Raw genomic sequence first — 21,346 nt, 5'->3', positions numbered from 1 at the left:
CCTGTGTTGGTGAGACAGCCGTTATGTTTATATAAAAGCTGGCCAAGTGCTTGCACAGCCTGCCCAGCGGGGCAGAGCTTTCCGCGCTTCTCTGACAAAGATCAAGCGGCCACGTATCCCACGCGGCCCTTAACACCACATATACCGGCAGCGGCTAGGTACCCGTGCCCTCCCCCCAGTCCACATTCCCAGCGGGCTCATGAATGTAGTCGCCCGGCCGTACCACGCGGCCGTCGTTCAAGCGGCGCTCGCCTGCCAGCGTCAGGGCGTGCACTTCGCCCGTGTGCCGGTGCAGGCCCAGCCGCGTTCCGGGCGACAGGCGCATCAGTTCCACCCAACCGGCATCGTCGGGCAAGAACTGGATGGGCAGGGACCACTTGCCTTCGCCTTCGGGAATCCAATCCGCCAAGCCCGCACGCTCCAGCGCCTGGGCCACGATCCCCTTTCGTTCAGCAGCCGCTACAAGGCCGATGCCACCCAACCCCTGAACGCAAAGCCCATGTAAAACATCCGCACATCGCCAAACCCCGCCTCGCGCAAAACAGCCTCATCCTCCTCCGGCGTCAGTACTGCCAGCTCTGCAGCCACCTTGTACCGCGCCCTGGCCGCATGCTCCGGCGACACGCCGGACGCCACCTGAAACGCGGCGTAGCGTGACAGCCATAGGTCGCGCTCCCCTGCCCCGCCATCGCCACCGGGGCCAGCACCATCCGCCACGCTCAGATGCGCCACCACCAGCGGCGCCCCGGGCTTGAGCCGCCGCAGGATCTCCACCAGCATGGGCACGCGCTCCTCGCGCGGCACAAAGTGAAAAGTCAGCAGACACGTAGCGCCGTCAAACGGCCCATCCGGTGCGCTTTGCACATAGCCGCAGTGCAGCGCCACGCGGTTGTCTGACACGCCAGCACTTTGCAACCGCTGCGCCGCCAAGTCCAGCATGGGCTGGCTCGGGTCCACGCCGTCGAAGCGCCAGCCGGGGTGCGCCAGCGCCATGTCTTCCAGCTCGAGCCCGCCGCCAGCGCCCACCACCAGCACGCGGCCATGGTCGGGCACGCGCTCGGCCAGCAGGATGCGCGACATGCGCAGCAGGCTGTCGTAGCCGGGTACGTTGCGGCGCGGGCCTTCGGCATAGCGGGCGACGGCGGCGGGGTCGGTGAAGGCAGATGGGGTGTTGGAATGGGGCATGGTGTGGGCGGTGTGACGGTGGTACTGGCGGGCGAGCCCCACTGGGGCGTGGCGCCCATGGACGCATGTTTTGAATCAAATAGGCAGCAAGCGCTATGCAATATGCGGTAGCAGCTACTCAATTAATAGCAACCTGTACGCCAAGCGCGGCTTTTCAGCACATGCTACCATCACGCAACTTTTAATGTTGCATGAAACGAGATAGCCGACTTTCCAATGTTCTCCACGCGCTGCTGCACATGGCAGAGATGGAGGGGCCCGCCACGTCTGAGGCGATGGCGCAGGCCATGCAGACCAACCCGGTGGTGGTGCGCCGCCTGATGGCGGGGCTGCGCTACGCGGGCTTTGTCACATCGGCCAAGGGGCATGGCGGGGGGTGGGTGCTGTCGTGCCCGCTCACCGATATCACGCTGCGCGACATCTACGAGGCGCTGGGCGCGCCCACGCTGCTGGCGGTGGGCAACCGCGTGGAGAGCCCCGGCTGCGTCGTCGAACAAGCAGTGAACCGCGCGCTGACCGACGCCTACCAGGCGGCCGAAGAGGCGCTGCTGGCGCGGCTGGGTGCGGTGACGCTGGCGCAGCTGTCGGCCGAGTTTCATGAACGCATGGTGGCCGGGTGCCACGGTCACAAGGAGATTGAGCATGGCGACAGCAGCAATGACAACCACCCAGGCGTATGAGGTGATCGTGATAGGCGGCAGCTTTGCCGGCCTGTCGGCCGCAATGCAGCTGGCGCGAGCCCGGCGGCGAGTGTGCGTGGTGGACGCAGGCCAGCCGCGCAACCGGTTTGCGGCAGCGTCGCACGGCTTCTTCGGGCAAGACGGCGAGCCGCCGCTGGCGATGATCCAGCAGGCGCGGCGCAAGCTGGCGGCCTATCCCACGGTGGTTTTTGTGCAGGGCACGGTGGTGTCGGCCAGGGCGCAGCAACGCGCCGGGTCACCAGAGAACGGGTTTGAAGTGGTGCTGGACGATGGCACGCACATGGAGGCGCACAAGCTGGTGCTGGCGTTTGGCGTGCAGGATGGCTTGCCCGAGATTGCAGGCCTGCGCAAGCGCTGGGGCGCATCGGTGCTGCACTGCCCGTATTGCCATGGGTATGAATTTGCGGGCCAGCGGCTGGGCGTGCTGTACCACTCGACAGGCTCGGCCATGCATGCGCAGCTGATTGCCGACTGGGGCCCGACCACCCTCTTCCTGAACGGCGACACCACGCTGGAGACCGCCGAGCGCGAGCGGCTGCTGGCGCTGGGCATCACCATCGAGCCCGCGCCCATCGCCGCGCTGGAAGGCCCGGGCCAGGTGCTGCAGGGTGTGCGCCTGCAGGCCACCGGTGGCGGTGATGCGCGCGTGGTACCGCTGGATGCGCTGTATGTGGCAGCCACCACCCGCCCCGCCAGCCCGCTGGCCGAGCAACTGGGCTGCGCGTTCGACGATGGGCCTATGGGCCCGTACCTCCGCACCGACGCGAACAAGATGACCATGGTGCCCGGCGTGTATGCCGCTGGCGACCTGACGCTGATGCGGCACAACGCCACGCTGGCATCGGCCGAAGGCGTGCTGGCGGGCGTGGGGGCGCACCAGGCGCTCGTGTTTGGGGCGTGACCCAGCTTTCCGGGTGCGCGCAGGGTGCGACTGGGGGACTCAACACAGGGCACACGGACCAACGGTTGACGCAGCCCGCAGCGGGCACCTACACTGCCCTATCGCGTCCGGCCCCTTGGGGCCTGAGCGATCCGCAAAGCCCTCCACCACCGTTGAGGGCTTTTCTTTTTGGTCCATCGCATTGAAGGCTCTCCCTGCTTGCAGAGAGGGCTTTTTGCATTTCTGGAGCTCTTTTTGATGCACGCCACTTCCACACACACGGCCCCCGCAGGTGCCACCGCCCCCTCCCCGCGCATCCATCTGGTCATCGGGCCCGTGGGTGCGGGCAAGTCCACCTTTGTGCGCCAGCTGGTGCAGCTGCACAGCGCCGTGCCGCTGAACCTGGACGACTGGATGGCCACACTGTTTTCGGCCGACCGGCCCGATGCGGCAGACGCCATGGCCTGGTATGTGCCACGCACGCTGCGTTGCTTGGCGCAGATCTGGAAGACGGCCGAGGCCGTGCTGAACGCGGGTGGCGATGTGGTGCTGGAGGTGGGCCTGATCCAGCAGCACCAGCGCGATGCGTTTTACGCCCGCATGGGGCCATGGGCCGATGCCATGGTGGTGTATGTGCTGGACGCCCCGCGCGAGGTGCGGCGCGCGCGTGTGTTGCGGCGCAATGCTGAACAGGGCGCAACGTTTTCGATGGTGGTGCCGCCGCACATCTTTGAGCTGGCCAGTGACCTGTGGCAGCCACCGGACGAAGTGGAGTGCGCGAACCACACCGTGGTGTGGGTGCCCGTGGCGGACCACGGGGCTTGAAGACATGGCGCAGGCCTGGCTGCGATTTGCAGTGCGGGCAACGGTGCAGCCCGGGCCGCGCCGTGCCAACCGCGGCGCTCAGGCCTGGGCCACCTGCTGCAGCAATGCGTCGAAGTTGCCGTGCAGGGCCTGGCTGCCCAGCACACGGCGGCGGCCGGTGGCGGCGTCGCCGACTGCCAGTTGTGGCACGCCTTGTGCTCCCAGGGCTTGCATGTCGGCGCGGGCGGCGGCCACGCGCTGCAGCATGGCGGCGCGCAGGGCATCGGTGGGCTCGCGCACCAACTCTGCGGCTGCATGCAGGCCCAGGGCGCTCAGCACATCGGCCAGCACGGTGGGCGCCGTGGTGTCGCGCCCGTCCACATACCGTGCGCGTTGGAAGGCGTGCAGTGCCTCCAGCTCACGCGCGGGCTCGGTCTGCGCCACGGCGGTGAGGGCCAGCGTGGCAGGGCCCGAGTCAAAACGCCCAGCCGGCTGGCCCAGCACCTGCTCGCGATAGGCCGGGCTGAACGGCTGGCCGGTGAGCTGCGCGATGCGCTGGTCGTTGGCCCATGCGTAGGCGGCAAATTGCGCGTCCATGGGCCGGGCGCCTGCGCCTGCAAACAAGCCCGTGGGTGCCAGCACCACCTGCACGCCGGGCGTGGCTTGCAAGCGGGCCAGCACGGGTGCGGCGGCGTAGCACCAGCCGCACAGGGGGTCGAACAGGTACGTCACGGTGACGGTGGGCGTGGGGGGCATGGATCAGGGTCTCTCTTCAGAATCTTCAGGATCAGGCGGTGTTGCGGCGGCCGGTGCCGCTGCGGGTGCAGCCTGGGCAAGCTGGGTAAGGTGTGCGGCCAGTGCGGCCTCAAACGCTGCGATTTCTTCGGCCAGCGTGCCCCGGCTGCGGAAATGACGGGCGGCGCGGTCGTACCAGTTTTCGGCGTCTTCCAGGTCGCCCTCTTGCAGGTGCAGGATGCCGTGCAGCCAGGCGCCGAGCATGGAGCCGTCGTGCTGCACCAGATCGTGCGCCGCATTCCAGCGCCCGGCGTGCAGGTGCTGCAGGACTTGTTGGAGCGGGTGCGTGGTCACGGTCTGGTTCCTTTCAACAACTTGCTTTGACAGCTTTCAGCACGTCATCTCACCACTTCATCTCGCCCTTGTTCACCTTGGCGCCGATGTCCAGCGACAGGCCCATGGGCGCTGCGGGGTAGGCCTTCTTCATCGCGTCGATGAGTTCGGCGCTGGTCTTGGTGGCGGCGGCGTTCTTCTCAAACGCTTGCAGGTAGCCCTTGGTGTAGCTGATGTTGGCGGCATCCAGCGCGCCACCGGCGGGCATGTGGCCGGGCACCACCACGGTGGGCTGCAGGGCGGCCATTTCGTCGAGCTGGGCCACCCAGGCGCTGCGCTCGGCCACGGTTTGCGTGTCGGCCGTCCACACATGGGTGTTGGTGCCCACCACGCCAATGTTGCCCACGATGGCCTTGATGGACGGGATCCATGCATACGGGCGGTGCGCCAGCGGGCCAGTGGTGCCACGGATCTCCACCGTCTGGCCGTCCACGCTCAGCGTGTTGCCGGCAATCGCCTTGGGTAGCACGGGCGTGCGCGGTGCGTTGGCGCCCATCTTGGGGCCCCAGAAGGCGAGCTTGCCAGCCAGCTTGGCGTTGATCTTCTCCAGCACGGCGGGCGTGGTCACCACGTCGGCTTTGGTGAAAATTTCTTTCAGCGTCTCGACGCCAAAGTAGTAGTCAGGGTCGGCCTGGCTCACGTAGATGGTCTTGAGCTCTTTGCCGGTGTCGAGCACGTTGGCGGCAATGCGCAGCGCATCGGCACGGGTGAAGCCTGCGTCGATCACCATGGCTTCTTTCTCGCCATAGACCAGCGTGGAGTTGACGTTGAAGCTGTTGCCGTCGGCGTTGTAGACCTTGACCTGCAGCGGCTGGGCGGCCTGGGCGCCTGTGAAGGCAACGGCAAGATTGGTGGCGATGAGGGTGGTGCGGAACATGGTGGTTTCTCCGGTGCTTTGAGCAGTTGGTTCGATGACGAAATGAAGTTTATTTGCGCCAATCGATCCAATAAACCCGATAATTCGTGCATATTTGTTTCACCAATCGATCAAATAACCCCAAAACTTTCACGTTATGGACCGCCTGACCGCCATGCATGTGTTTGCCGAAGTCGCCACCAGCGGCAGCTTCAGCGCCACGGCCGACAAACTGGAGATGTCGCGTGCCATGGTCACGCGCTACGTGGGCGAGATGGAGCAGTGGCTGCAGGCGCGGCTGCTGCAGCGCACCACCCGCAGCGTGACGCTGACCGACGCGGGCGAACATGCGCTGCGCCGCTGCCAGCAGATGCTGGCGCTGTCGCAAGACCTCGAAGAAGAAACAGCCACGACCACCGAGGGCGCATTGCGCGGCCAGCTGCGGCTGACCTGCAGCGTGTCATTTGCGTTTGCGCAGATGGGCGCGGCGATTGCAGACTTTCTGGCGCAACACCCGCAACTCAAGATCGACCTGGACGCGAGCGAGGGCTCGCTGAACCTTGTCGAAAAGCGCATCGACCTGGCCATCCGCATCAGCGCCGAGCCCGACCCGCTGCTCATCGGCCGGCCGCTGGCGCGGTGTGATTCGGCGCTGGTGGCATCACCCGCCTACCTGGCCACGCACGGCGTGCCGCAGCAACCCGCCGACCTGGCGCAGCACCGGTGCCTGAGCTATGCCAACTTTGGCAAAAGCGTGTGGCAGCTGACGCAGGGCGAGGTGGTGGAACGCGTGGGCGTGAGCGGCCATTTCAGCGCCAACGAGGCCACCACGCTGATGCGCGCAGCGCTGGCAGGCGGCGGCATTGCGATGCAGCCAACCTATCTGGTCAACCCCTACCTGAACAGCGGCGAGCTGCAGGCCGTGCTGCCACAGTGGGACTTGCCGGTGATGACGATCTATGCGCTGTACCCGTCGCGCAGGCACTTGTCGCCTGCGGTGCGGGCCTTGCTGGATTTTTTGGTGGCGCGGTTTGCGGGGGTGCCTTGGTGAAGGTGGCTGGCCAGGCCACACACAGTCACTACGCTTTTGATAGCTACTCAGGCATGTTGTTCTAGCGCATCCGGCCATTTTGGCTAGAAATCTCCCCCACCCCTGGCAAAAGTAAGAACACGGCCCGGTTCAACAGGAGTTGCCCCCACTGGTGTTGGGCCCGCAGCTCACTCCGCCTCGATACCAGCGGCCTTGATCACCTTGCCCCACTTCTGGGTTTCGGCGGCCTGGAACTTGGCGAGTTCATCGGGCATGGTGGTCCAGGCTTCGGAGCCGGCGTTGTAATAGAAGCTCTTGGCCGCAGCGCTCTTGGTGGCGGCGGTCAGCAGCTCGTTCAGGCGCGCCACCACCGGTGCGGGAGTGTTGGCCGGCACGTAGGCCGCAAACCAGTAGCCCATGTCGTAGCCCTTCACACCGGCTTCGTCGATGGTGGGCACGTCGGGCAGCTGAGTGCTGCGCTTTTGCGTGGAGTAGCCCAGCGCACGCAGCTTGCCCGCCTTGACCTGCGGCACGCCGGTGGAGGTGTCGGTGATCATCAAATCGATCTGCCCGCCCAGCAGGTCGGTGATGGCCAGCGGGTTGCTCTTGTAGGGCACATGCAGGATGTCCACGCCCGCCAGCTGCTTGAGCATCTCGCCCGCCATGCGGCTCGATGAGCTGCCGCTGCCAAAGCTGAGCTTGCCGGGGTTCTTCTTGGCAAAAGCCAGCAGCTCGCCCACGTTCTTGTACGGCGCGCTGGCGTTGACCACGAGCACCTGCCCGCCCTTGCCCAGGCCGGTGACGGGTGCAAAGTCCTTCACCGGGTCGTACGAGAGCTTTTTGTACAGGTGCTCGTTGGCGGCGTGTGTGGTGTTGGTGGTGATGAGCACGCTGTAGCCATCAGCCGCAGCCTTGGCCACGGCCGACGCGGCGATCATGCCGCTGGCGCCCGCCTTGTTGTCGATGACCACGGGCTGCTTGGTGTCGTTGGTGATGGACTGGCCCAGCGCGCGCGCCAGCTGGTCGGTGGCGCTGCCTGCGGCAAAGGGCACGACAAAGGTGATGGCCTTGGCCGGGTAGGCACCGGCCGCCTGGGCCAAGGCTGCTGGGGCGTGCAATGCGCCCAGCGCCAGTGCGGCGGCAGTGGCGAGCAGAGCGCGGCGGGGGGATGAAGGGGTCATGTTGTCTCCTGGTGTTGGTATGGATAGAAAAGAAAAACGGTGCTACACGGAAGGGCCGCCAAAGTGCGTTGCCAGGTGTGCGGGCACGGTGACAGGCATATCGAGCAGCAGGTAGCTCAGCGCCTTGCCATGGCTGTCGAGGTTGAGCGAGTCGTTCACGCCGCCGTCGAGCACATCGTCCAGCACGATGTTCATGGCCTGCAACTGGGGCAGCAGGTAGCGCGTGACCTGGCGCGGGCGGCGCTGCGCAAACTGCTGTGCCACGGCGGCCTCGGTGACTTGTTCGACCAGCACATCCCACAGCGCGGGATGCCAGGCGATGACGCTGATGTTGGAGCGGTTGCCTTTGTCGCCGGTGCGGCTGTGGGCCAGGCGGTAGAGAGGGACGGTGATAGTGGTTGTCATGGTGTGTGTCCTCCTCAATCCACCATCTCAAAACGCACGGCCACCGCATCGCGCGGCACCAGGCACGACACCGTGCCCAGGCGCGGCCGCATGGCAGTGCGCACGCCGCCGCCGCCTGCGGGGCCACAGGTGTAGAGAGCGGTCACCTCGCGCACCAAGCGCTGGGCGCTGGCGTGGTCGCGGTGCTGCAGGGCCACACGCAGGCGCACGTCACGGGCGTCATTGCCATCGTTGTGGGGGGCATCCAGCCAGCGGCTGGTGTCGTCGCCAAAGATGCTGGTCACGCCAATCAGGTCGATGCGCAACGGGCCCAGGCCGTGCAAGCGCTCGCGCAGCACCTCGCCCGCCAGTCGGGCACGGGCCTCAGCGCGCGGGCCGGCGTAGGAGATTTCGCCCTCGGCAAACCAGCCCGATTCAAAACACACGTTGACCTTGAGCGTGGCGGGCCGCGCGTGGCCCTGCACGCCCTCCAGCCGCACCGCGTCAGCGCCCACCGCGATCACGCGGGCGGTGGTGATGTCGGCCACCACATCGGGCGTGAGGTAGGCCGCCGGGTCGTGCAGCTCGTAAAGCAGTTGTTCCTTTACCGTGCGCTCGGTGATGCAGCCGCCCGTGCCGGGTGGCTTGGTGATGGTGCAGTGGCCGTCGGCGTCGATCTCGGCGATGGGGTAGCCCAGTTGCGCCAGGCCCGTCACATCCTTGTAGCCAGGGTCGGCAAAGTAGCCGCCCGTAACCTGGGCGCCGCATTCCAGCAGATGCCCGGCCATGGTGGCGCGGGCCAGCCGGTCCCAGTCGTCCAATGCCCACCCGTAGTGCGCCAGCGCGGGGCCCAGCACCAGCGAGGGGTCGGCCACACGGCCACACACCACGATATCGGCGCCTGCGCGCAGCGCGTCGGCAATCGCCTGTGCGCCGATGTAGGCGTTGGCGCTGACGATGGGCTCGGCGGGCATGGCGCTGCCCAGCGCGCCCTGCAGCAGCGCGCGGTGTTCGGGGCCGCTCAGGTCGTCGCCCTGCAGCACGGCAATGCGCGGACGGGCCAGGCCCAGCTCGGCCGCCAGCGAGTGGATGCGGCGCGCGGCACCGTGCGGGTTGGCCGCGCCAAAGTTGCTGACGATGCGCACACCGTGCGCCAGGCACTGCGCCAGTACGGGGCGCAGCAGGTCCACCAGCAGCGGCTCATATCCAGCATCGAGGTCAGTGCGGCGCGCCAGCTGGGCCAGGGCCAGCGTGCGCTCGGCCAGGGTCTCGAAGATGAGCACCGCAGGCTGGCCGCTGGCGATGAGCGCCTGCACCACAGGCAGGGCCGCGTCAGTGCGGTCGCCCGAAAAGCCGGCGGCGCAGCCCACCAGCAGTTTTTTGTCAGCGTTGTTCGCCATGGAATCGTTGTCTCCTGCGCCCACTGTAGGCAGGCTGCGGTATTCTTTGAAATCGATTGTTACGATGAATCCATCTGAAAAACAGATGAATCACACCAGCCCCGCATGAGCGCCCCCCACCTCTCCAGCCGCCAGCTCGATGCCTTCCTCGCGCTGGCCGAGCAGCGCAGCTTCACGCGCGCCGCCACGTTGTGCCACCTGTCGCAGCCCGCGTTCAGCGCCCTCATCCGCGCGCTGGAGGACGACCTGGGCCTGCGCCTGTTCGACCGCAGCACGCGGCATGTGGACCTCACGCCCGAGGGGCAGAACTTTCTGGAGTCGGCCCGCCGCATCCGTGCCGAAATCACCAGCGCCCTGGCCGCCGTGCGCAGTGCCGCCACACTGCAGCGCGGGCGTGTGGCCGTGGCGCTGCTGCCGTCACTGGCGGCGGGCTGGCTGCCCGGTGTGCTGGCGCAGTACCGCACGGCGCACCCGGGCATCGAGATCGACATTGCCGATGTGCTGTCCGAGCCCTGCATCGACCGCGTGGCCAGCGGCCATGCCGACCTTGCACTGGCCGCCATCCGCGCCGACACGCCCGCGCTGCAAGCCGAGCCGTTTTGCAGCGACAACTTCTATCTGGTGTGCCCAGCCGACCACCCGCTGGCGCGCAGGCGCAAGGCCATCACCGCGCAGGACCTGGCCGCCTGGCCCTTCATCCACCTGGCGCGCACCAGCAGCGTGCGCCAGTACCTGGAGGCCGCCCTGCACCCGCAGGCCATGCACACGCTGATGGAGGTGGAGCAGCTCGCCACCGTGATGGGCATGGTGCGCGCGGGGCTGGGCATCAGCGTGGTACCGGCGCTCACGCTGTTCCACTTTGACCAGCCGGGGCTGGTCACACGGCCGCTGTCGCTGCCGGGGCTGACGCGACAGATCTATCTGGTACGGCGGCGGGACGAGAGCCTGTCGGTGGCGGCGCAGGCGCTGTATGCGCTGGTGATGGCGCAGCGGCCTTGAGACAGACGGCCATTCGCTATCTATTCAATAGCTGGAAGGGCATATTGGATAAGCGCCTAGCGGTTATCCGAATCAAAATTTTGCAGCAATGGCTCCGCAGTGCCCCTGCGTGGCTCAACCCGGATCACGGTCACGCGCCAGCACGGCCAGCTCCTGGTGCAACAGCAGTTCCACCTCCGCCGGTTCAAACTGGTCCTGCAGCAGCGGGATGGCAAAGCGGTATTCGCCCGCCTCGTGTTTGCGCAGCACATAGGCCAGTTGCAGGCGCGCCAGCGACAAGCGCAGGGCCTGTGCGTCGCCTGCGATGCCATGGCTTTGCAGCAGCTGGGCCAGCGTGACCAGGCTGGACTGTCCCACCTGGGCCGTGTGGTAAACAACGATGCGGTCGAGGCGGCAGGCGGCTTCGTCATGGCTGAGGCGGCCCCAGCCCGCCAACGCGTCTTGCACGGCCTGCGAGGCCAGGGCCTGGTCGAGGTGGCGCTTTTCGATCACGCGTTCGCCGGGCGCCAGCGCCTCCAGGCATTCCTGGCACAGGATGGCGACCAGGTTGGCGCGCTGGCCGCTGGCGTCCACCAGGCGGCTCACCAGGTGCTCGTTGTCAAAGCCCAGGCGCAGCTTGCGCAGCGGCTCGGTGGCCAGTTCGCGGCAGGCATCGCGCTCCAGGCCGCCGATGGTCAGCACCTCGCCAAAGTTGCGCAGCGGGCTTTGGTAGTCGAGCACGGCGGTGGCGTACAAATCCCAGAAGCCCGCGAGCATGAACCAGCAGCGGCCCTCTTCGCTGAGTGCGCGCAGGGTGGACAGCTGCACGTAGCCGTTGACCGATTCGTCGCGGAAGAACAGGTCGGCCTCGTCGATGAGCAGCACCAGGCGCTTGCCCTGGTACTGCGCCTGTAGGTGGTCCACGATGGCTTCGAGCGGTGTGTCGGCCGCCAGTCCAAACTGCAGCGCCATGCGCGGTGCCAGGCGGTGGTCGCGCAGCGAGACGTAATGGCACACGGTGTGCGGGTGGCCCGCCATGCGGCGCTGCACGGCCTTGAGCAGGCTGCTTTTGCCCAGCTGGCGCCCGCCCACCACCAGGTAGTTGGCGGGCTCGCGGTTGATGACGCGGGCCAGCAGTTGCGCGCGGCCAAAGAAGGCGCCTTCGCGCGTGACGCCGCCGCGCGTCTGGTAGGGCGATATGCGCGTGATGCGCAGTTGCGCGGCCAGCAGGCGCAGCAGCACCTGCAGGGCGTCGCCGCCGATCAGCCATTCGGTCTGGCTGGCGCTGTCGGCCATCACATGCAGGTTGGCACGGTCTTGGGTGTGGGCATGCAGCAGGGGCCAGGGGGTGTCCACGCTGTGATCGCTCAGGATCAGCAGCACGTCGCTGCCGGTTTGCACGGCGCGCAGCTGGCGCAGCACGGTGGCTTCGTCGATGCCGGGGGTGGGCACAAAGACCAGGCAGCGGTCCAGCGACACGGGCAGGTCGGGCGGGAACGACCATTCAAACACCGCACCGGGCAGCGCCCAGTCGGTGCTGGGCTGGCAGCGGGCGGACACGCGTTCGGCCAGCGCGCGGGCCAGGGCCGGGGCGCGCTCGCTGCCCGTGGCCTGGGCGCAGGCCACGGCGCGGCGCCAGTCCACCAGGCGAATGTCGGCGGCCTGCAACGTGGGTTCCAGCCGCCGCAGCCAGCGCAGCAGCCGGTCGATCTGCGGCAGGCGGGCCAGCGGTGTGCGGCGCAGGCGCGCGGGGCGCAGCTGGCCTGCACCGATGAGCGGGTGGCGCATCACCCACAGCACGGCACCCACGCCAAAGATGACCGCACACCATGTGATGAGCGAGCGCATCCAGCCAAAGGGGTCGGCGTCTGGCACCGGCTTGGCGGGCTCGAAGTCGTCGGTGCTGCCTTGCTGGCAGTTGATGGGCAGGTAGCCCTGCGGGATGGGCGGGTTGCCGGGGCGGCAGGTCCAGGTGTGGGTGCCGGGCTGCAGTTCCACCACCACCTGCGTGCCCGCCAGCTTGCCAAATTCAGGGTTGTGGGCAATGTCGGCCTGCAGCACGTTGGGGCGCGGGGACGTGACGCGCAGCTGCGGGTTGGCAATGGGCGGCGCGTACTTCTGAATGTCGGTAGGCCAGGCATCCAGCTCGTTACGGGCGTTGACCATGGCCACGCGCCACTGCACCAGCTCACCCCACAGCGGCCCCACATTCATCGCCGCCATGAACCGACCCCGCGTGGCCGGGTTGTGCTGGGGCAGGAACACGGCGCTGGCCACAAACAGCGTGACCAGCGCAATGACCACGGCGCGCACCACGGGCCGGGACAGCCAGGGCGTCAGTCGGCCGAGCATGAATCCAGCACCATCCAGCCCGCTTCACGCACCGTGGGGCTGCGCCAGTGCAGCCGCGCTGCATCGCCCGTGCCGCGCGCAAGAATGAGGTTGCCCCAGAACAGGCTGCGCAGGTCATCGTCCTGCAGGTAGGGCCGCGCGCGGCCCAGGTCGTCCGCGCCCAGCAACTGCTGCAGGCGGGCCCGGCTGGCTGGCACCTGCGCCAGCGGCAGGAACGTTTGCCACAGGCGCGGGCTGCTGGCCAGGTGGGTGCGCAGGGCGCTGAAGGCGGGCTGGCCTTTGTGCAGGCTGGCGCCCGCGCCGGGGTGGTCCACCAGCCATTGCAGGCCTTCTTCAAACAGCGCGGGGTGGCCGCCGCTCAGGGCCTGCAATGCAGCCACCACCGGCTCGGACCAGGGCTGCTCGGGCCAGCGGTGGCGGGCCAGTTGCATCAGGTCGGCCAGCGACGGGTCGGGCCAGTGGTGCACTTGGGCGATGTTGAGCAGCGACAGGTCGCCGCTGCGGTATTTGAGGTCGGCCAGCGCCTGCCCGCCGCACAGCAGCAGGTGCAGGCGGCCGCTGTGCATTTCGCTCAGGCTGCGCAGGATGCCGGCCAGGGTTTCGCGCAGTGCAGGTGTGCCCTGCTCAAAGCGGCTGACCAGGCAGAAGATGCGCTCGCCCGCCAGCAGGCGGCGCTCCAGCGCGGATTCAAACTCGTAGTCCGACGCCACATCGCCAAGCCCGCACTGGCGGCCGATGGCGGCGAAGTATTCGGCGAGCACGGTGCTCACGCTGTAGGGCGGCTGGATGTGCAGCACCGAGCCCTCGCCGTACTGCGCGCGGGCGCGCTGCAGCAGCTCGTGCCGGAACGGTGGCTGCCCCCAGTGCGCGGGCGACAGCAGCAGCGAGATGGGGTATGGCACCGCCTGGGCCAGTTGCGCAAACACCTTGTCCTGGAATGCAGCAAACGGCTGCGCGCCAGTGGACTCGGCTTGCAGCGGGAACTCGGGCGCGAACCCTGCGGCGCTGAGCAGGCGGTTGGCCTCGCTCTCGGTCAGGCGCAGGTAGCGGGTACAGGCCACCAGCTTGTCGCGCGAGCGGGGGTTGGGCACCGAGATGCCGTTGCGCCAGTTGTTGACGGCCTCGCGGCTCAGGCCAATTTCGGTGGCCACGCCCGAGGCGCTGGCGCGAATGCGGCGCATGTAGACCGACAGAAGATCGGCAAAGGAATCGGGGGACATGGAGTTGTGGACTAACGAAGGCGGGTACACCGAGCCAAAACCAAGGGCAGCGAAAAACTGGGGATGGTGGGCAGGCATTGTCAGCCTTGCCAGACCACCGCCATCCCACTGCGCACTGCGGATGCACTATGCCAGGCGCTGCACCATGGGCCAGGCCTTGTAGCTGGCGAGGCCACAGGCCGTGAGCACCGGGCTGTACAGCACGATGGCACCGACCACCGACATCAGCCAGCCGGGCTCTTCGTACTCGTCTGTATCGTCGGCCTTGGCTGTCGCGCCCTCTTTCAAGGGCTCCTTGCTGCGCCCCTCTTCTTGGCCCTCGCCCGAGTCGCCGGTCATCTCCTGCACCAGCATCACGGCCACCACCAGCAGCGAGACGGCCAGCAGCGCCAGGTAGCCGTATTGCAGCGCGGGCTGCGTGAGCGGGTAGAAGTAGCCCGCCAGCAACGCAGCCGGGGCCAGAAAGAACACGTGCATCATGAGCCGGTACCAAGGGAATCCATCCACCGGCCGCTCCAGCGCCCCCATGACCATGCGGTAGGTCAGCGCCCCTAGCACAAAAATCACCCCGCCCCACCATTCGATTTGCGTCAGCATGTTGTTCTTCTCCTCAGATGCTTTTACTGCGCTGCCATCACCGTGGCGGGGCCATCGTCGCCGGGCTTTTCGACGTCATCGTCTCCGTCGTCCCCACGCAGCGCTTTGTGTTCAGTGGCCATGTAGTACAGCGGCAGCGCCACGGCCAGCACCAGCCCCAGGCCCATCCACAGCCAAAAGCCCTTGAACAGCAACACGGTGACCACCGTGAAGACCACCGCGTGCACCAGCCCTTTGAACCCGGCCCGCAACAGCAGCACAGCCATCAGCCCCTGCACGGGTGATTTGCCGCTTTTGCCCATGGCCCGCGCCATTTCGACAAACGCCTCAGCCGCCTCACGGGCCTCACGCTTGCGCTTTTCTTCCTGCTGGCGCAGCTTGGCCACAGCCAGCGGCTTGGCCGGGTCTTTGGAGCAAGCGTAGCGGTCATCGGCATCGCCGTCTTCGCCGCCCTCGCCGACCTGTGGCACAGGCTCAACCACCGCGCGCCACTGCGGGTTGGCGTCCATGAATGCCTGGCGCGACACCCAGCGGCCCTGATCGAAGTGCATGCGTTCGGTTTCGCCCACCTGGTCGTAGAAGACCTCCAGCACCGCCGCCCGCAGGCCGTGGCTGAACAGGGTTTCGATCTGCAGCAAAGGCAGGTCGTCACTGGTGCCGGTATCAAATTGCAGCACCAGGTGCGATGGCGCTGCAGTGACCGACTGGTTGAACCATTCCCCATCCCACAAGGCCTCCAGGCTAGGTGCACCCAGCTTGTCGGCCCAGCGCTGGGCCTGGTCGGTGTTGTCTGCGCACAGGTACTGGTAGACCAACTGGCAGGTCTTGAGCTTGATCGGGTCTTCAAAGAACAGCTGCAGCGTGAGGGTGTTTTGCGACATGAGACTGGAACGGTGGTGAACGTTTGGAGGGTGTTGCGTGATGGCGTGCAGGCATTGTGTCGGGCGTTGCCACGCCTGTCCCTCGCGGCCTTGTCCAGCGCACTAGACGGCCGGTTGACAAACCGTCCAGTGCCTTGGCGGCTTTGCCGAGAGCCCGCACAGTCGCATGGGTGCCCGATCATTATCCAAAGCGCCTGCATACTCTCGGCCCTCGGGCTCGACCCGATCCAAAGCAACACACCGGAGGGACCTTAACCATGCGATTCGATACCCGCTTGTATGCACTGCTGTCTGGCGCTGCACTGACCCTGAGCCCAGTCGCTGCGCAGACGGACCGTGCCACCCCTGCCAAGCCTGCTGCCGCTGCGCAAGCCGCCAACCAGTTCGCCAACAGCCCGCGTGAAAAGCTGGTGGTGGCCATGCCCAAGACCTATGCCAAGGCCGAGACCATGCTGCTGTGGGGCGACTACTTCAACCACCTGGCGCGCTGCGGCAACATCGACTTGCAGAACCAGCAGGGCGAGTCGCTGGACAAAAGCACCAACATCGACGTGCTGGCCGAAAAGGAACTCATCGACAGCCTGGTTTCTGGCAAGGCCCAGCTGGCCCAGGTCAACCCCGGCCTGGTGCCGCAACTGGTGGCCGCAGGCCAGCCCGCGCCGTTCGGCGTGCCGGGCAACAAGGCCAGCGGGCAACGCAATTCGTACAAGCTGATCCTCATCGCACGCGTGGACAGCCCTTTCACCAAGCCGCAGGACCTGGTGGGCAAGAAGATTGCGCACACCACGCCTACGTCCAACTCGGGCAACCTGGCGCCGCGCGCACTGTTCCCTGCCATCGGGCTGGTGCCAGACCAGAACTACGAAGTGGTGTTCTCCAACGGCCATGAGCGCTCGGTCACGGGCGTGATGCATGGCTTCTACCCCGCGGCGGCCGTGGCCAGCGACCTGTACCAGCGCATGGTGGTGAAGGGCGACGTGAAAGGCTCCAGCATCCGCACGCTGTGGGAGAGCCCACCCTTCATGACCGAGACCTGGACAATGGGCAAGGATGTCTCGCACGACCTGCAGGCGCGGGTGAAGAAATGCTCCTTCAGCTACAGCTTTTCGCCCAAGCTGCGGCAGCTGCTGCCAGGAAACGACACCTTCTTGACCATCAATTTCGAGCGTGACTTCTCCACCGTGATGGAGGTCTACAACAAGACGCAGAAGGCACAAGCCGCCAAGGCGGCAGCCAAGTAACTACCGCGTTGGGCTGGAAGAAGACGAGGACTGGCTCGGCCAGTTCAACAACCGCTTGCGCCAGGTGCGCGCTGCGACATGGGGCGGCACCAGCGCAGGCCGCTGACTCTTCGGGCTGGTTTCATGCCCCGGTGGTGCCGTCCACCAACACCAGGGACGCGAATGGCAGGTGGTGCATCAACTCTCGCAACACAAGCAGCGTGCCGGCAAAGGCAGGATCGTCTGGCAAGCCTTCCTGCGCGGCGGGGCGGCCTTCGGACACGGCTACCAGGCGGTTGAACAAGCGCTCCATCGCGTCAAGCGTCAGCACCCGATGCGGCCCGGGCGGCACGCTTGCCAACGTGGCCAAATCGTGCAGCGCCACATCAGCAGACCATGGAGCCCACACTTGCCCTGGCGGCAGCAAACCCCGCAGTTGGCGGTGCGCGATGTGGACTTCATCCTCCACCGCAGCAATCGCGTTCTCCAGCTCCAGCGGGGTCGGTATGGTGCCCCGAAAGAACTGCCGCGCCGTGTGTGCACCGCCCAGCGGCAGGCACAGCCTCACGGCGGGCTCAGGGGTGTCGATGCCGGCGGCCCAAGTCACCTGCTCGACCCCCAAGTGCAGGCCACTGCTCCACGTACCCGGCGCAGCGTTGCGCTGCGCCTGCTGATAGCTGTGCACAGCGGGGTCGTCGGCCAGCACGTTCGCCACCGGTGTTGGCGTGATCGAACCGGCAGGGGGCACAGCGGCGTCGGTCCAAGGGGACAAGGCAAGCTTGGGGGACGAAAAGGGATGGTTCACAAGGCTCCTTGATCGCAGGTCGGCCACACGGTACGGGCGATGCAACACAGCCGCCCAGGGAGGGCCCGAAGCCCCACCGCACTCTACCCCCGTCGCCAATCTCCGCACAACCCAGGCGCACAAAGCACGCGGTCAAGCGGGCGTGACCAACGCCCAGGGCGACACCCCAGGCGCCGCGCCGCCGACACCACGCGCCAGCGCCTTCCTACACCGTGCATCAGGCGCCGTACCTACAGTCGGGTGCCAGGCAAGCGCTGCAGCCAGCGCCCCTCCCCACAACAACAGCCCTCAGGAGAAACCGCCATGCACGCCATCCGCACCACGCCCCGCCGCTCCCCCTGGCCCTGGGTCGTGGGTGCAGCCGCATTGATGGGAATGATGATGTTGTCGGCCTGCTCCACACCGCGCACACCCGAAGGCGTGCAGCCCGTCACGGGCTTTGACGTGGACCGCTACACAGGGCAATGGCACGAGGTGGCCCGCATCGAAAACTCGTTTGAACGCGGCCTGACGCAGGCCACCGCCACTTACAGCCGCAATGCAGACAACACCATCAAGGTGGTGAACCGGGGCTATGACCCGGTGCGCAAGCAGTGGAAGGAAGCGGAGGGCCGCGCCGAGTTTGTGGACAGCCCTGACCGCGCAGCGCTCAAGGTGTCGTTCTTCGGGCCGTTTTACGGCGGCTACAACGTGGTGGCGCTCGACGAAAACTACCAGTGGGCCCTGGTGGTGGGCTCCAGCACCGAGTATGTGTGGGTGCTGTCCCGCACACCCACCCTACCCTGGCATGTGCGCGAGCACCTGATGGAGCGGGCGCAGGCCCTGGGCGTGGATGTGCGCAAGCTCGTTTGGGCCCAGCCCGGCGTGGAGCAACATGCGCGGCGCCCAGCGGTCAGAACCTGATCACCGTACGCAGGAAAAGGGACATGGCCCCCTGCGGGGTGCAGTCACCAAACTGGGCCACGCGACACGTACGCAACCATTCAAATTCGATAGCAGCCGGCGCATATTCCACTAGCGCCTGTAGCCCATAGAGCCCAAAAACTATCCACCAGGCACTGTGGCGGCTGCCACCAGGCGTTGGGTGTAGGGATGCTGCGGCGCATCCAGCACTTCCGTCACGCTGCCGCTTTCGAGCACCACGCCGTCCTTCATGACCAGCACATCGTGCGCCATGGCGCGGATCACGTCCACGTCGTGAGTGATGAGCATGTAGCTCAGGCCCTTTTCTTTTTGTAGGCGCTGCAGCAGGCCCAGCACCTGCTGCTGGATGGTTACATCGAGCGCGCTCGTGGGCTCGTCAAGCACCAGCACCTGCGGCTGCACGATGAGGGCGCGTGCCACGGCGAGGCGCTGGCGTTGACCGCCGGAAAATTCATGCGGGTAGCGCTCCAGCAGGCGCGGGTATTGGGCCTCGGCCAGACCCACTTCGGCCAGCACGGCCTCCACACGCGCGCGGCGTTCGGCCACGGTTAGTGCGGGCTCATGCACCTTCAGGCCCTCGCCCACGATCTCTTCGACAGTGAGGCGAGGGGACAGGGACGAGAACGGGTCCTGAAACACCACCTGCACCCGGCGGCGAAGCTGCTCGTTGGTGGGCGTGTTGCGCATGGCGGGCTGCTGCCACGCCTGCCCGCCCACCTGCAGTTGCCCCGTCGAGGGCAACAGCCCCAGGATGGCCTGGGCCAGCGTGGACTTGCCCGAGCCGGATTCGCCCACCACGCCCAGCGTTCGTCCAGGCAGCAATTGCAAGGTGGCGCCCTGCACCGCCACAAACTCGCCTTTTTTGAACCAGCCCTTGATGCCCGGCAGCGGCGTGGGGTAGACCACGCGCAGGTCTTGCGTCCGCACCACGGGCGCGGTGCCTGCGGGCGGGTCGGCCTCGATCACATCGCGGCGTGGCTGGCTGGCGATCAGACGGCGGGTGTAGGCATGCTGGGGCGCGCCGAAGACCTCGGCCACAGGCCCCTGCTCTACCAGCACACCCTGCTCCATCACCGCCACGCGGTCGGCAAAGCGGCGCACCAGATTCAGGTCGTGCGTGATCAGCAGCACCGCCATGCCGGTCTGGCGCTGCAGGTCGCTCAGCAAGTCCAGGATCTGGCCGCGCAGGGTCACGTCGAGCGCGGTGGTGGGCTCGTCGGCCAGTAGCAACTTGGGGCTGCTGGCCAGAGCCATGGCAATCATGGCGCGCTGGCGCTGGCCGCCGCTGAGCTGGTGCGGAAAGCTGTTGGCGCGACGCGCGGGCTCTGGGATGCCGGTTTGCGCCAGCAGATCGATGGCGGCCTGCGCGCACTGGGCACCGGTGAGGCCTTTCTTGAGCAGCAGGATCTCGGCGATCTGCTGGCCAATTGTCATCAGCGGGTTGAGCGCGGTCATGGGCTCCTGGAACACCATGGCGATGTCGCCCCCGCGCACGCCGCGCATCTCGCGCTCTGTCATCGCCAGCAGGTCGCCCCGCCCCTGCAGCAGGGCCTGGCCGGTGATAGCGGCATTGCCCGCCAGCCGGAGCAGGCTCAACGCGGTGATGGTTTTGCCCGAGCCTGACTCGCCCACCAGCGCCAGCTTTTCGCCCGCGGCCAACGAGAAGTTGACGCCGCGCACCACCTCTTTGGCGCCAAAACGCACATGCAGGTCGTGGACTTCGAGCAGCGCGGGTTTCATGGCCGATGCCGTCATGGTCACAGATCCGCCTTTCTGGGGTCCAGCGCATCGCGCAGCGCATCCCCCATGAAGGTCAGCAGCAACAGAGTGACCACCAGCACGCCGAAGGTGGACAGCGAGATCCACCACGCATCAATGCTGTTCTTGCCCTGGCTCAGTAGTTCCCCCAGCGAGGGCGTGCCCGGTGGCACCCCCAAGCCGAGAAAATCGAGCGAGGTCAGCGCCAGAATCGCGCCGCTCATGCGAAACGGCAGGAACGTGACCACGGGCGTGAGGCTGTTGGGCAGGATGTGGCGCCAGATGATCTGGCTGTTGCTCACGCCCAGCGCACGGGCTGCCTTCACGTAATCGAGCTGGCGGTTGCGAAGGAACTCAGCACGCACATAGTCCGAGAGGCCCATCCAGCCAAACAGGCTCAGCAAGATGAGCAGCAGCGCAATGCTGGGCGCAAACACCGCGCTGAAGATGATGAGCAGGTACAGCTCGGGCATGGAGCCCCAGATCTCGATAAATCGCTGGAACGCCAGGTCGGTCTTGCCGCCAAAAAAGCCCTGGATGGCCCCTGTGATAACGCCCAGCAGCACGCCCGTGGTGGTGAGCGCCAGGCCAAACAGCACGCTCACCCGAAAGCCGTACAGCAGCTGTGCCAGCAGATCGCGCCCCCGATCGTCCGTACCCAGCCAGTTGTCGCCCGTGGGGGCCGAGGGGTTGGGAGCCTTGGCAAAGTAGTTGAGCGTGTTGGGGCCGTAGCGGTTGAGGGTGTAAAGCGCCCAGTTGCTGCCGGTGCTCAGCCGCTGCTGGATGAAAGGGTCCAGGTAGTCGGTGGGGGTTTCGAAGTCGCCGCCGAAAGTCTTCTCGGGGTAGTCCTTGAACAGAGGGAAGTAGGTCTGCCCCTCGTAGCGCACGATGAGCGGCTTGTCATTGCTGACCAGCTCGGCGCACAGGCTCACCAGCACCAGGGCGCAGAAGATCAGCAGGCTCCAGTACCCCAGGCGGTTGCGCTTGAAGCGCAGCCAGGCACGGCGGGACGGGGAGAGTGAAATGGGGGTAGCAGCAGGACTCATCGGGGCCATCGGTGCG

The 21,346-nt window shown here is 66.7% G+C and carries 22 protein-coding genes; 7 read left to right on the top strand and 15 right to left on the bottom strand.

The features are described from left to right. Positions 1–154: 154 nt before the first annotated feature. Together DNK89_RS18165 and DNK89_RS18160 are read right to left on the bottom strand one after the other, a co-directional pair. Positions 155–436, bottom strand: coding sequence for a cupin domain-containing protein (locus DNK89_RS18165; RefSeq protein ID WP_110961221.1), 282 nt, complete (start codon positions 434–436; stop codon positions 155–157). Positions 437–459: 23 nt separating this feature from the next. Further along, positions 460–1,185, bottom strand: a complete 726-nt coding sequence (locus tag DNK89_RS18160; RefSeq protein ID WP_110961340.1) for a class I SAM-dependent methyltransferase — start codon at positions 1,183–1,185, stop codon at positions 460–462. 191 nt (positions 1,186–1,376) lie between these two features. Between DNK89_RS18160 and DNK89_RS18155 the strand changes: the two genes are divergently transcribed. From DNK89_RS18155 to DNK89_RS18145, 3 genes are all read left to right on the top strand, one after another. After that, a complete protein-coding gene (locus DNK89_RS18155) occupies positions 1,377–1,865 on the top strand; it encodes an Rrf2 family transcriptional regulator (RefSeq protein WP_110961220.1) in 489 nt (162 codons plus the stop codon). Beyond that, positions 1,828–2,787 carry an NAD(P)/FAD-dependent oxidoreductase gene (locus tag DNK89_RS18150; protein ID WP_238990864.1) on the top strand — a complete coding sequence of 320 codons (960 nt, stop codon included), beginning with the start codon at positions 1,828–1,830 and terminating at the stop codon, positions 2,785–2,787. The genes DNK89_RS18155 and DNK89_RS18150 overlap by 38 nt, the downstream gene beginning before the upstream one ends. Positions 2,788–3,024: 237 nt before the next feature. Further along, on the top strand, positions 3,025–3,591 hold the full coding sequence (locus DNK89_RS18145; RefSeq protein ID WP_238990863.1) for an ATP-binding protein: 567 nt from the start codon (positions 3,025–3,027) through the stop codon (positions 3,589–3,591). Positions 3,592–3,669: 78 nt separating this feature from the next. On the opposite strand, the gene DNK89_RS18140 is transcribed toward DNK89_RS18145, so the two are convergent. From DNK89_RS18140 to DNK89_RS18130, 3 genes are read right to left on the bottom strand one after another with little or no spacing between them, the layout of a single operon-like run. Further along, positions 3,670–4,326 (bottom strand): DsbA family protein, encoded by a 657-nt coding sequence (locus tag DNK89_RS18140; RefSeq protein ID WP_110961217.1) that lies wholly within the window; start codon positions 4,324–4,326, stop codon positions 3,670–3,672. 3 nt (positions 4,327–4,329) lie between these two features. Then, positions 4,330–4,659, bottom strand: a complete 330-nt coding sequence (locus DNK89_RS18135) for a hypothetical protein (RefSeq protein WP_238990862.1) — start codon at positions 4,657–4,659, stop codon at positions 4,330–4,332. Positions 4,660–4,708: 49 nt separating this feature from the next. Beyond that, the gene (locus DNK89_RS18130; protein WP_110961216.1) at positions 4,709–5,575 is read right to left on the bottom strand and encodes an MBL fold metallo-hydrolase; all 867 of its coding nucleotides are present in this window, start codon (positions 5,573–5,575) and stop codon (positions 4,709–4,711) included. Positions 5,576–5,711: 136 nt separating this feature from the next. Between DNK89_RS18130 and DNK89_RS18125 the strand changes: the two genes are divergently transcribed. Continuing rightward, positions 5,712–6,605 carry a LysR family transcriptional regulator gene (locus tag DNK89_RS18125; protein ID WP_110961215.1) on the top strand — a complete coding sequence of 298 codons (894 nt, stop codon included), beginning with the start codon at positions 5,712–5,714 and terminating at the stop codon, positions 6,603–6,605. Positions 6,606–6,772: 167 nt separating this feature from the next. Here the strand turns inward: DNK89_RS18125 and DNK89_RS18120 are convergent, their stop codons facing one another. From DNK89_RS18120 to DNK89_RS18110, 3 genes are read right to left on the bottom strand one after another with little or no spacing between them, the layout of a single operon-like run. Beyond that, positions 6,773–7,765: a tripartite tricarboxylate transporter substrate binding protein gene (locus DNK89_RS18120; RefSeq protein ID WP_110961214.1), complete on the bottom strand. Its 993-nt coding sequence runs from the start codon at positions 7,763–7,765 to the stop codon at positions 6,773–6,775. A gap of 42 nt (positions 7,766–7,807) precedes the next feature. After that, positions 7,808–8,170 carry a hypothetical protein gene (locus DNK89_RS18115; RefSeq protein WP_110961213.1) on the bottom strand — a complete coding sequence of 121 codons (363 nt, stop codon included), beginning with the start codon at positions 8,168–8,170 and terminating at the stop codon, positions 7,808–7,810. Positions 8,171–8,184: 14 nt separating this feature from the next. Continuing rightward, a complete protein-coding gene (locus DNK89_RS18110; RefSeq protein ID WP_110961212.1) occupies positions 8,185–9,549 on the bottom strand; it encodes an acyclic terpene utilization AtuA family protein in 1,365 nt (454 codons plus the stop codon). A gap of 105 nt (positions 9,550–9,654) precedes the next feature. On the opposite strand from DNK89_RS18110, the gene DNK89_RS18105 reads away from it, so the two are divergent. Beyond that, the gene (locus DNK89_RS18105; protein WP_110961211.1) at positions 9,655–10,548 is read left to right on the top strand and encodes a LysR family transcriptional regulator; all 894 of its coding nucleotides are present in this window, start codon (positions 9,655–9,657) and stop codon (positions 10,546–10,548) included. A 114-nt stretch (positions 10,549–10,662) separates the two neighbouring features. Here the strand turns inward: DNK89_RS18105 and DNK89_RS18100 are convergent, their stop codons facing one another. The 4 genes from DNK89_RS18100 to DNK89_RS18085 all read right to left on the bottom strand — a co-directional run bounded on the left by DNK89_RS18100 (position 10,663) and on the right by DNK89_RS18085 (position 15,577). Continuing rightward, positions 10,663–12,879 carry an ATP-binding protein gene (locus tag DNK89_RS18100; protein ID WP_110961210.1) on the bottom strand — a complete coding sequence of 739 codons (2,217 nt, stop codon included), beginning with the start codon at positions 12,877–12,879 and terminating at the stop codon, positions 10,663–10,665. Further along, positions 12,864–14,099 (bottom strand): hypothetical protein, encoded by a 1,236-nt coding sequence (locus tag DNK89_RS18095; protein ID WP_110961339.1) that lies wholly within the window; start codon positions 14,097–14,099, stop codon positions 12,864–12,866. The genes DNK89_RS18100 and DNK89_RS18095 overlap by 16 nt, the downstream gene beginning before the upstream one ends. Positions 14,100–14,225: 126 nt before the next feature. Next, positions 14,226–14,696: a hypothetical protein gene (locus DNK89_RS18090; protein ID WP_110961209.1), complete on the bottom strand. Its 471-nt coding sequence runs from the start codon at positions 14,694–14,696 to the stop codon at positions 14,226–14,228. A 23-nt stretch (positions 14,697–14,719) separates the two neighbouring features. Then, positions 14,720–15,577: a hypothetical protein gene (locus tag DNK89_RS18085; protein WP_110961208.1), complete on the bottom strand. Its 858-nt coding sequence runs from the start codon at positions 15,575–15,577 to the stop codon at positions 14,720–14,722. Positions 15,578–15,834: 257 nt separating this feature from the next. On the opposite strand from DNK89_RS18085, the gene DNK89_RS18080 reads away from it, so the two are divergent. Further along, entirely contained in the window at positions 15,835–16,818 is a 984-nt protein-coding gene (locus tag DNK89_RS18080) for a PhnD/SsuA/transferrin family substrate-binding protein (RefSeq protein WP_110961207.1), read from the top strand. Between the two features lie 121 nt (positions 16,819–16,939). Here the strand turns inward: DNK89_RS18080 and DNK89_RS18075 are convergent, their stop codons facing one another. Then, a complete protein-coding gene (locus DNK89_RS18075) occupies positions 16,940–17,602 on the bottom strand; it encodes a hypothetical protein (RefSeq protein WP_238990861.1) in 663 nt (220 codons plus the stop codon). Positions 17,603–17,905: 303 nt separating this feature from the next. Between DNK89_RS18075 and DNK89_RS18070 the strand changes: the two genes are divergently transcribed. Next, on the top strand, positions 17,906–18,505 hold the full coding sequence (locus tag DNK89_RS18070; RefSeq protein WP_110961206.1) for a lipocalin family protein: 600 nt from the start codon (positions 17,906–17,908) through the stop codon (positions 18,503–18,505). Between the two features lie 141 nt (positions 18,506–18,646). On the opposite strand, the gene DNK89_RS18065 is transcribed toward DNK89_RS18070, so the two are convergent. Both DNK89_RS18065 and DNK89_RS18060 read right to left on the bottom strand, forming a co-directional pair. Next, positions 18,647–20,281: an ABC transporter ATP-binding protein gene (locus tag DNK89_RS18065; RefSeq protein ID WP_110961205.1), complete on the bottom strand. Its 1,635-nt coding sequence runs from the start codon at positions 20,279–20,281 to the stop codon at positions 18,647–18,649. 2 nt (positions 20,282–20,283) lie between these two features. Beyond that, positions 20,284–21,339 (bottom strand): ABC transporter permease, encoded by a 1,056-nt coding sequence (locus DNK89_RS18060; RefSeq protein WP_015014677.1) that lies wholly within the window; start codon positions 21,337–21,339, stop codon positions 20,284–20,286. Positions 21,340–21,346 lie beyond the last annotated feature (7 nt).

This window comes from Acidovorax sp. ST3 (assembly GCF_003231145.1).
GTDB lineage: Bacteria > Pseudomonadota > Gammaproteobacteria > Burkholderiales > Burkholderiaceae_C > Acidovorax.
The sequence above is the reverse complement of the archived record's forward strand: the minus strand, read 5'-3'. Positions and strand labels throughout refer to the sequence as shown.

Bases quoted from the DNA above. Each gene is read 5' to 3' on its own strand.
- DNK89_RS18110 (WP_110961212.1), bottom strand. From the start codon at position 9,549: ATGGCGAACAACGCTGACAAAAAACTGCTGGTGGGCTGCGCCGCCGGC.
- DNK89_RS18090 (WP_110961209.1), bottom strand. From the start codon at position 14,696: ATGCTGACGCAAATCGAATGGTGGGGCGGGGTGATTTTTGTGCTAGGG.
- DNK89_RS18080 (WP_110961207.1), top strand. From the start codon at position 15,835: ATGCGATTCGATACCCGCTTGTATGCACTGCTGTCTGGCGCTGCACTG.
- DNK89_RS18120 (WP_110961214.1), bottom strand. From the start codon at position 7,765: ATGACCCCTTCATCCCCCCGCCGCGCTCTGCTCGCCACTGCCGCCGCA.
- DNK89_RS18070 (WP_110961206.1), top strand. From the start codon at position 17,906: ATGCACGCCATCCGCACCACGCCCCGCCGCTCCCCCTGGCCCTGGGTC.
- DNK89_RS18150 (WP_238990864.1), top strand. From the start codon at position 1,828: ATGGCGACAGCAGCAATGACAACCACCCAGGCGTATGAGGTGATCGTG.
- DNK89_RS18100 (WP_110961210.1), bottom strand. From the start codon at position 12,879: ATGCTCGGCCGACTGACGCCCTGGCTGTCCCGGCCCGTGGTGCGCGCC.
- DNK89_RS18160 (WP_110961340.1), bottom strand. From the start codon at position 1,185: ATGCCCCATTCCAACACCCCATCTGCCTTCACCGACCCCGCCGCCGTC.
- DNK89_RS18085 (WP_110961208.1), bottom strand. From the start codon at position 15,577: ATGTCGCAAAACACCCTCACGCTGCAGCTGTTCTTTGAAGACCCGATC.
- DNK89_RS18060 (WP_015014677.1), bottom strand. From the start codon at position 21,339: ATGGCCCCGATGAGTCCTGCTGCTACCCCCATTTCACTCTCCCCGTCC.
- DNK89_RS18155 (WP_110961220.1), top strand. From the start codon at position 1,377: ATGAAACGAGATAGCCGACTTTCCAATGTTCTCCACGCGCTGCTGCAC.
- DNK89_RS18065 (WP_110961205.1), bottom strand. From the start codon at position 20,281: ATGACGGCATCGGCCATGAAACCCGCGCTGCTCGAAGTCCACGACCTG.
- DNK89_RS18105 (WP_110961211.1), top strand. From the start codon at position 9,655: ATGAGCGCCCCCCACCTCTCCAGCCGCCAGCTCGATGCCTTCCTCGCG.
- DNK89_RS18125 (WP_110961215.1), top strand. From the start codon at position 5,712: ATGGACCGCCTGACCGCCATGCATGTGTTTGCCGAAGTCGCCACCAGC.
- DNK89_RS18095 (WP_110961339.1), bottom strand. From the start codon at position 14,099: ATGTCCCCCGATTCCTTTGCCGATCTTCTGTCGGTCTACATGCGCCGC.
- DNK89_RS18130 (WP_110961216.1), bottom strand. From the start codon at position 5,575: ATGTTCCGCACCACCCTCATCGCCACCAATCTTGCCGTTGCCTTCACA.
- DNK89_RS18145 (WP_238990863.1), top strand. From the start codon at position 3,025: ATGCACGCCACTTCCACACACACGGCCCCCGCAGGTGCCACCGCCCCC.
- DNK89_RS18115 (WP_110961213.1), bottom strand. From the start codon at position 8,170: ATGACAACCACTATCACCGTCCCTCTCTACCGCCTGGCCCACAGCCGC.
- DNK89_RS18140 (WP_110961217.1), bottom strand. From the start codon at position 4,326: ATGCCCCCCACGCCCACCGTCACCGTGACGTACCTGTTCGACCCCCTG.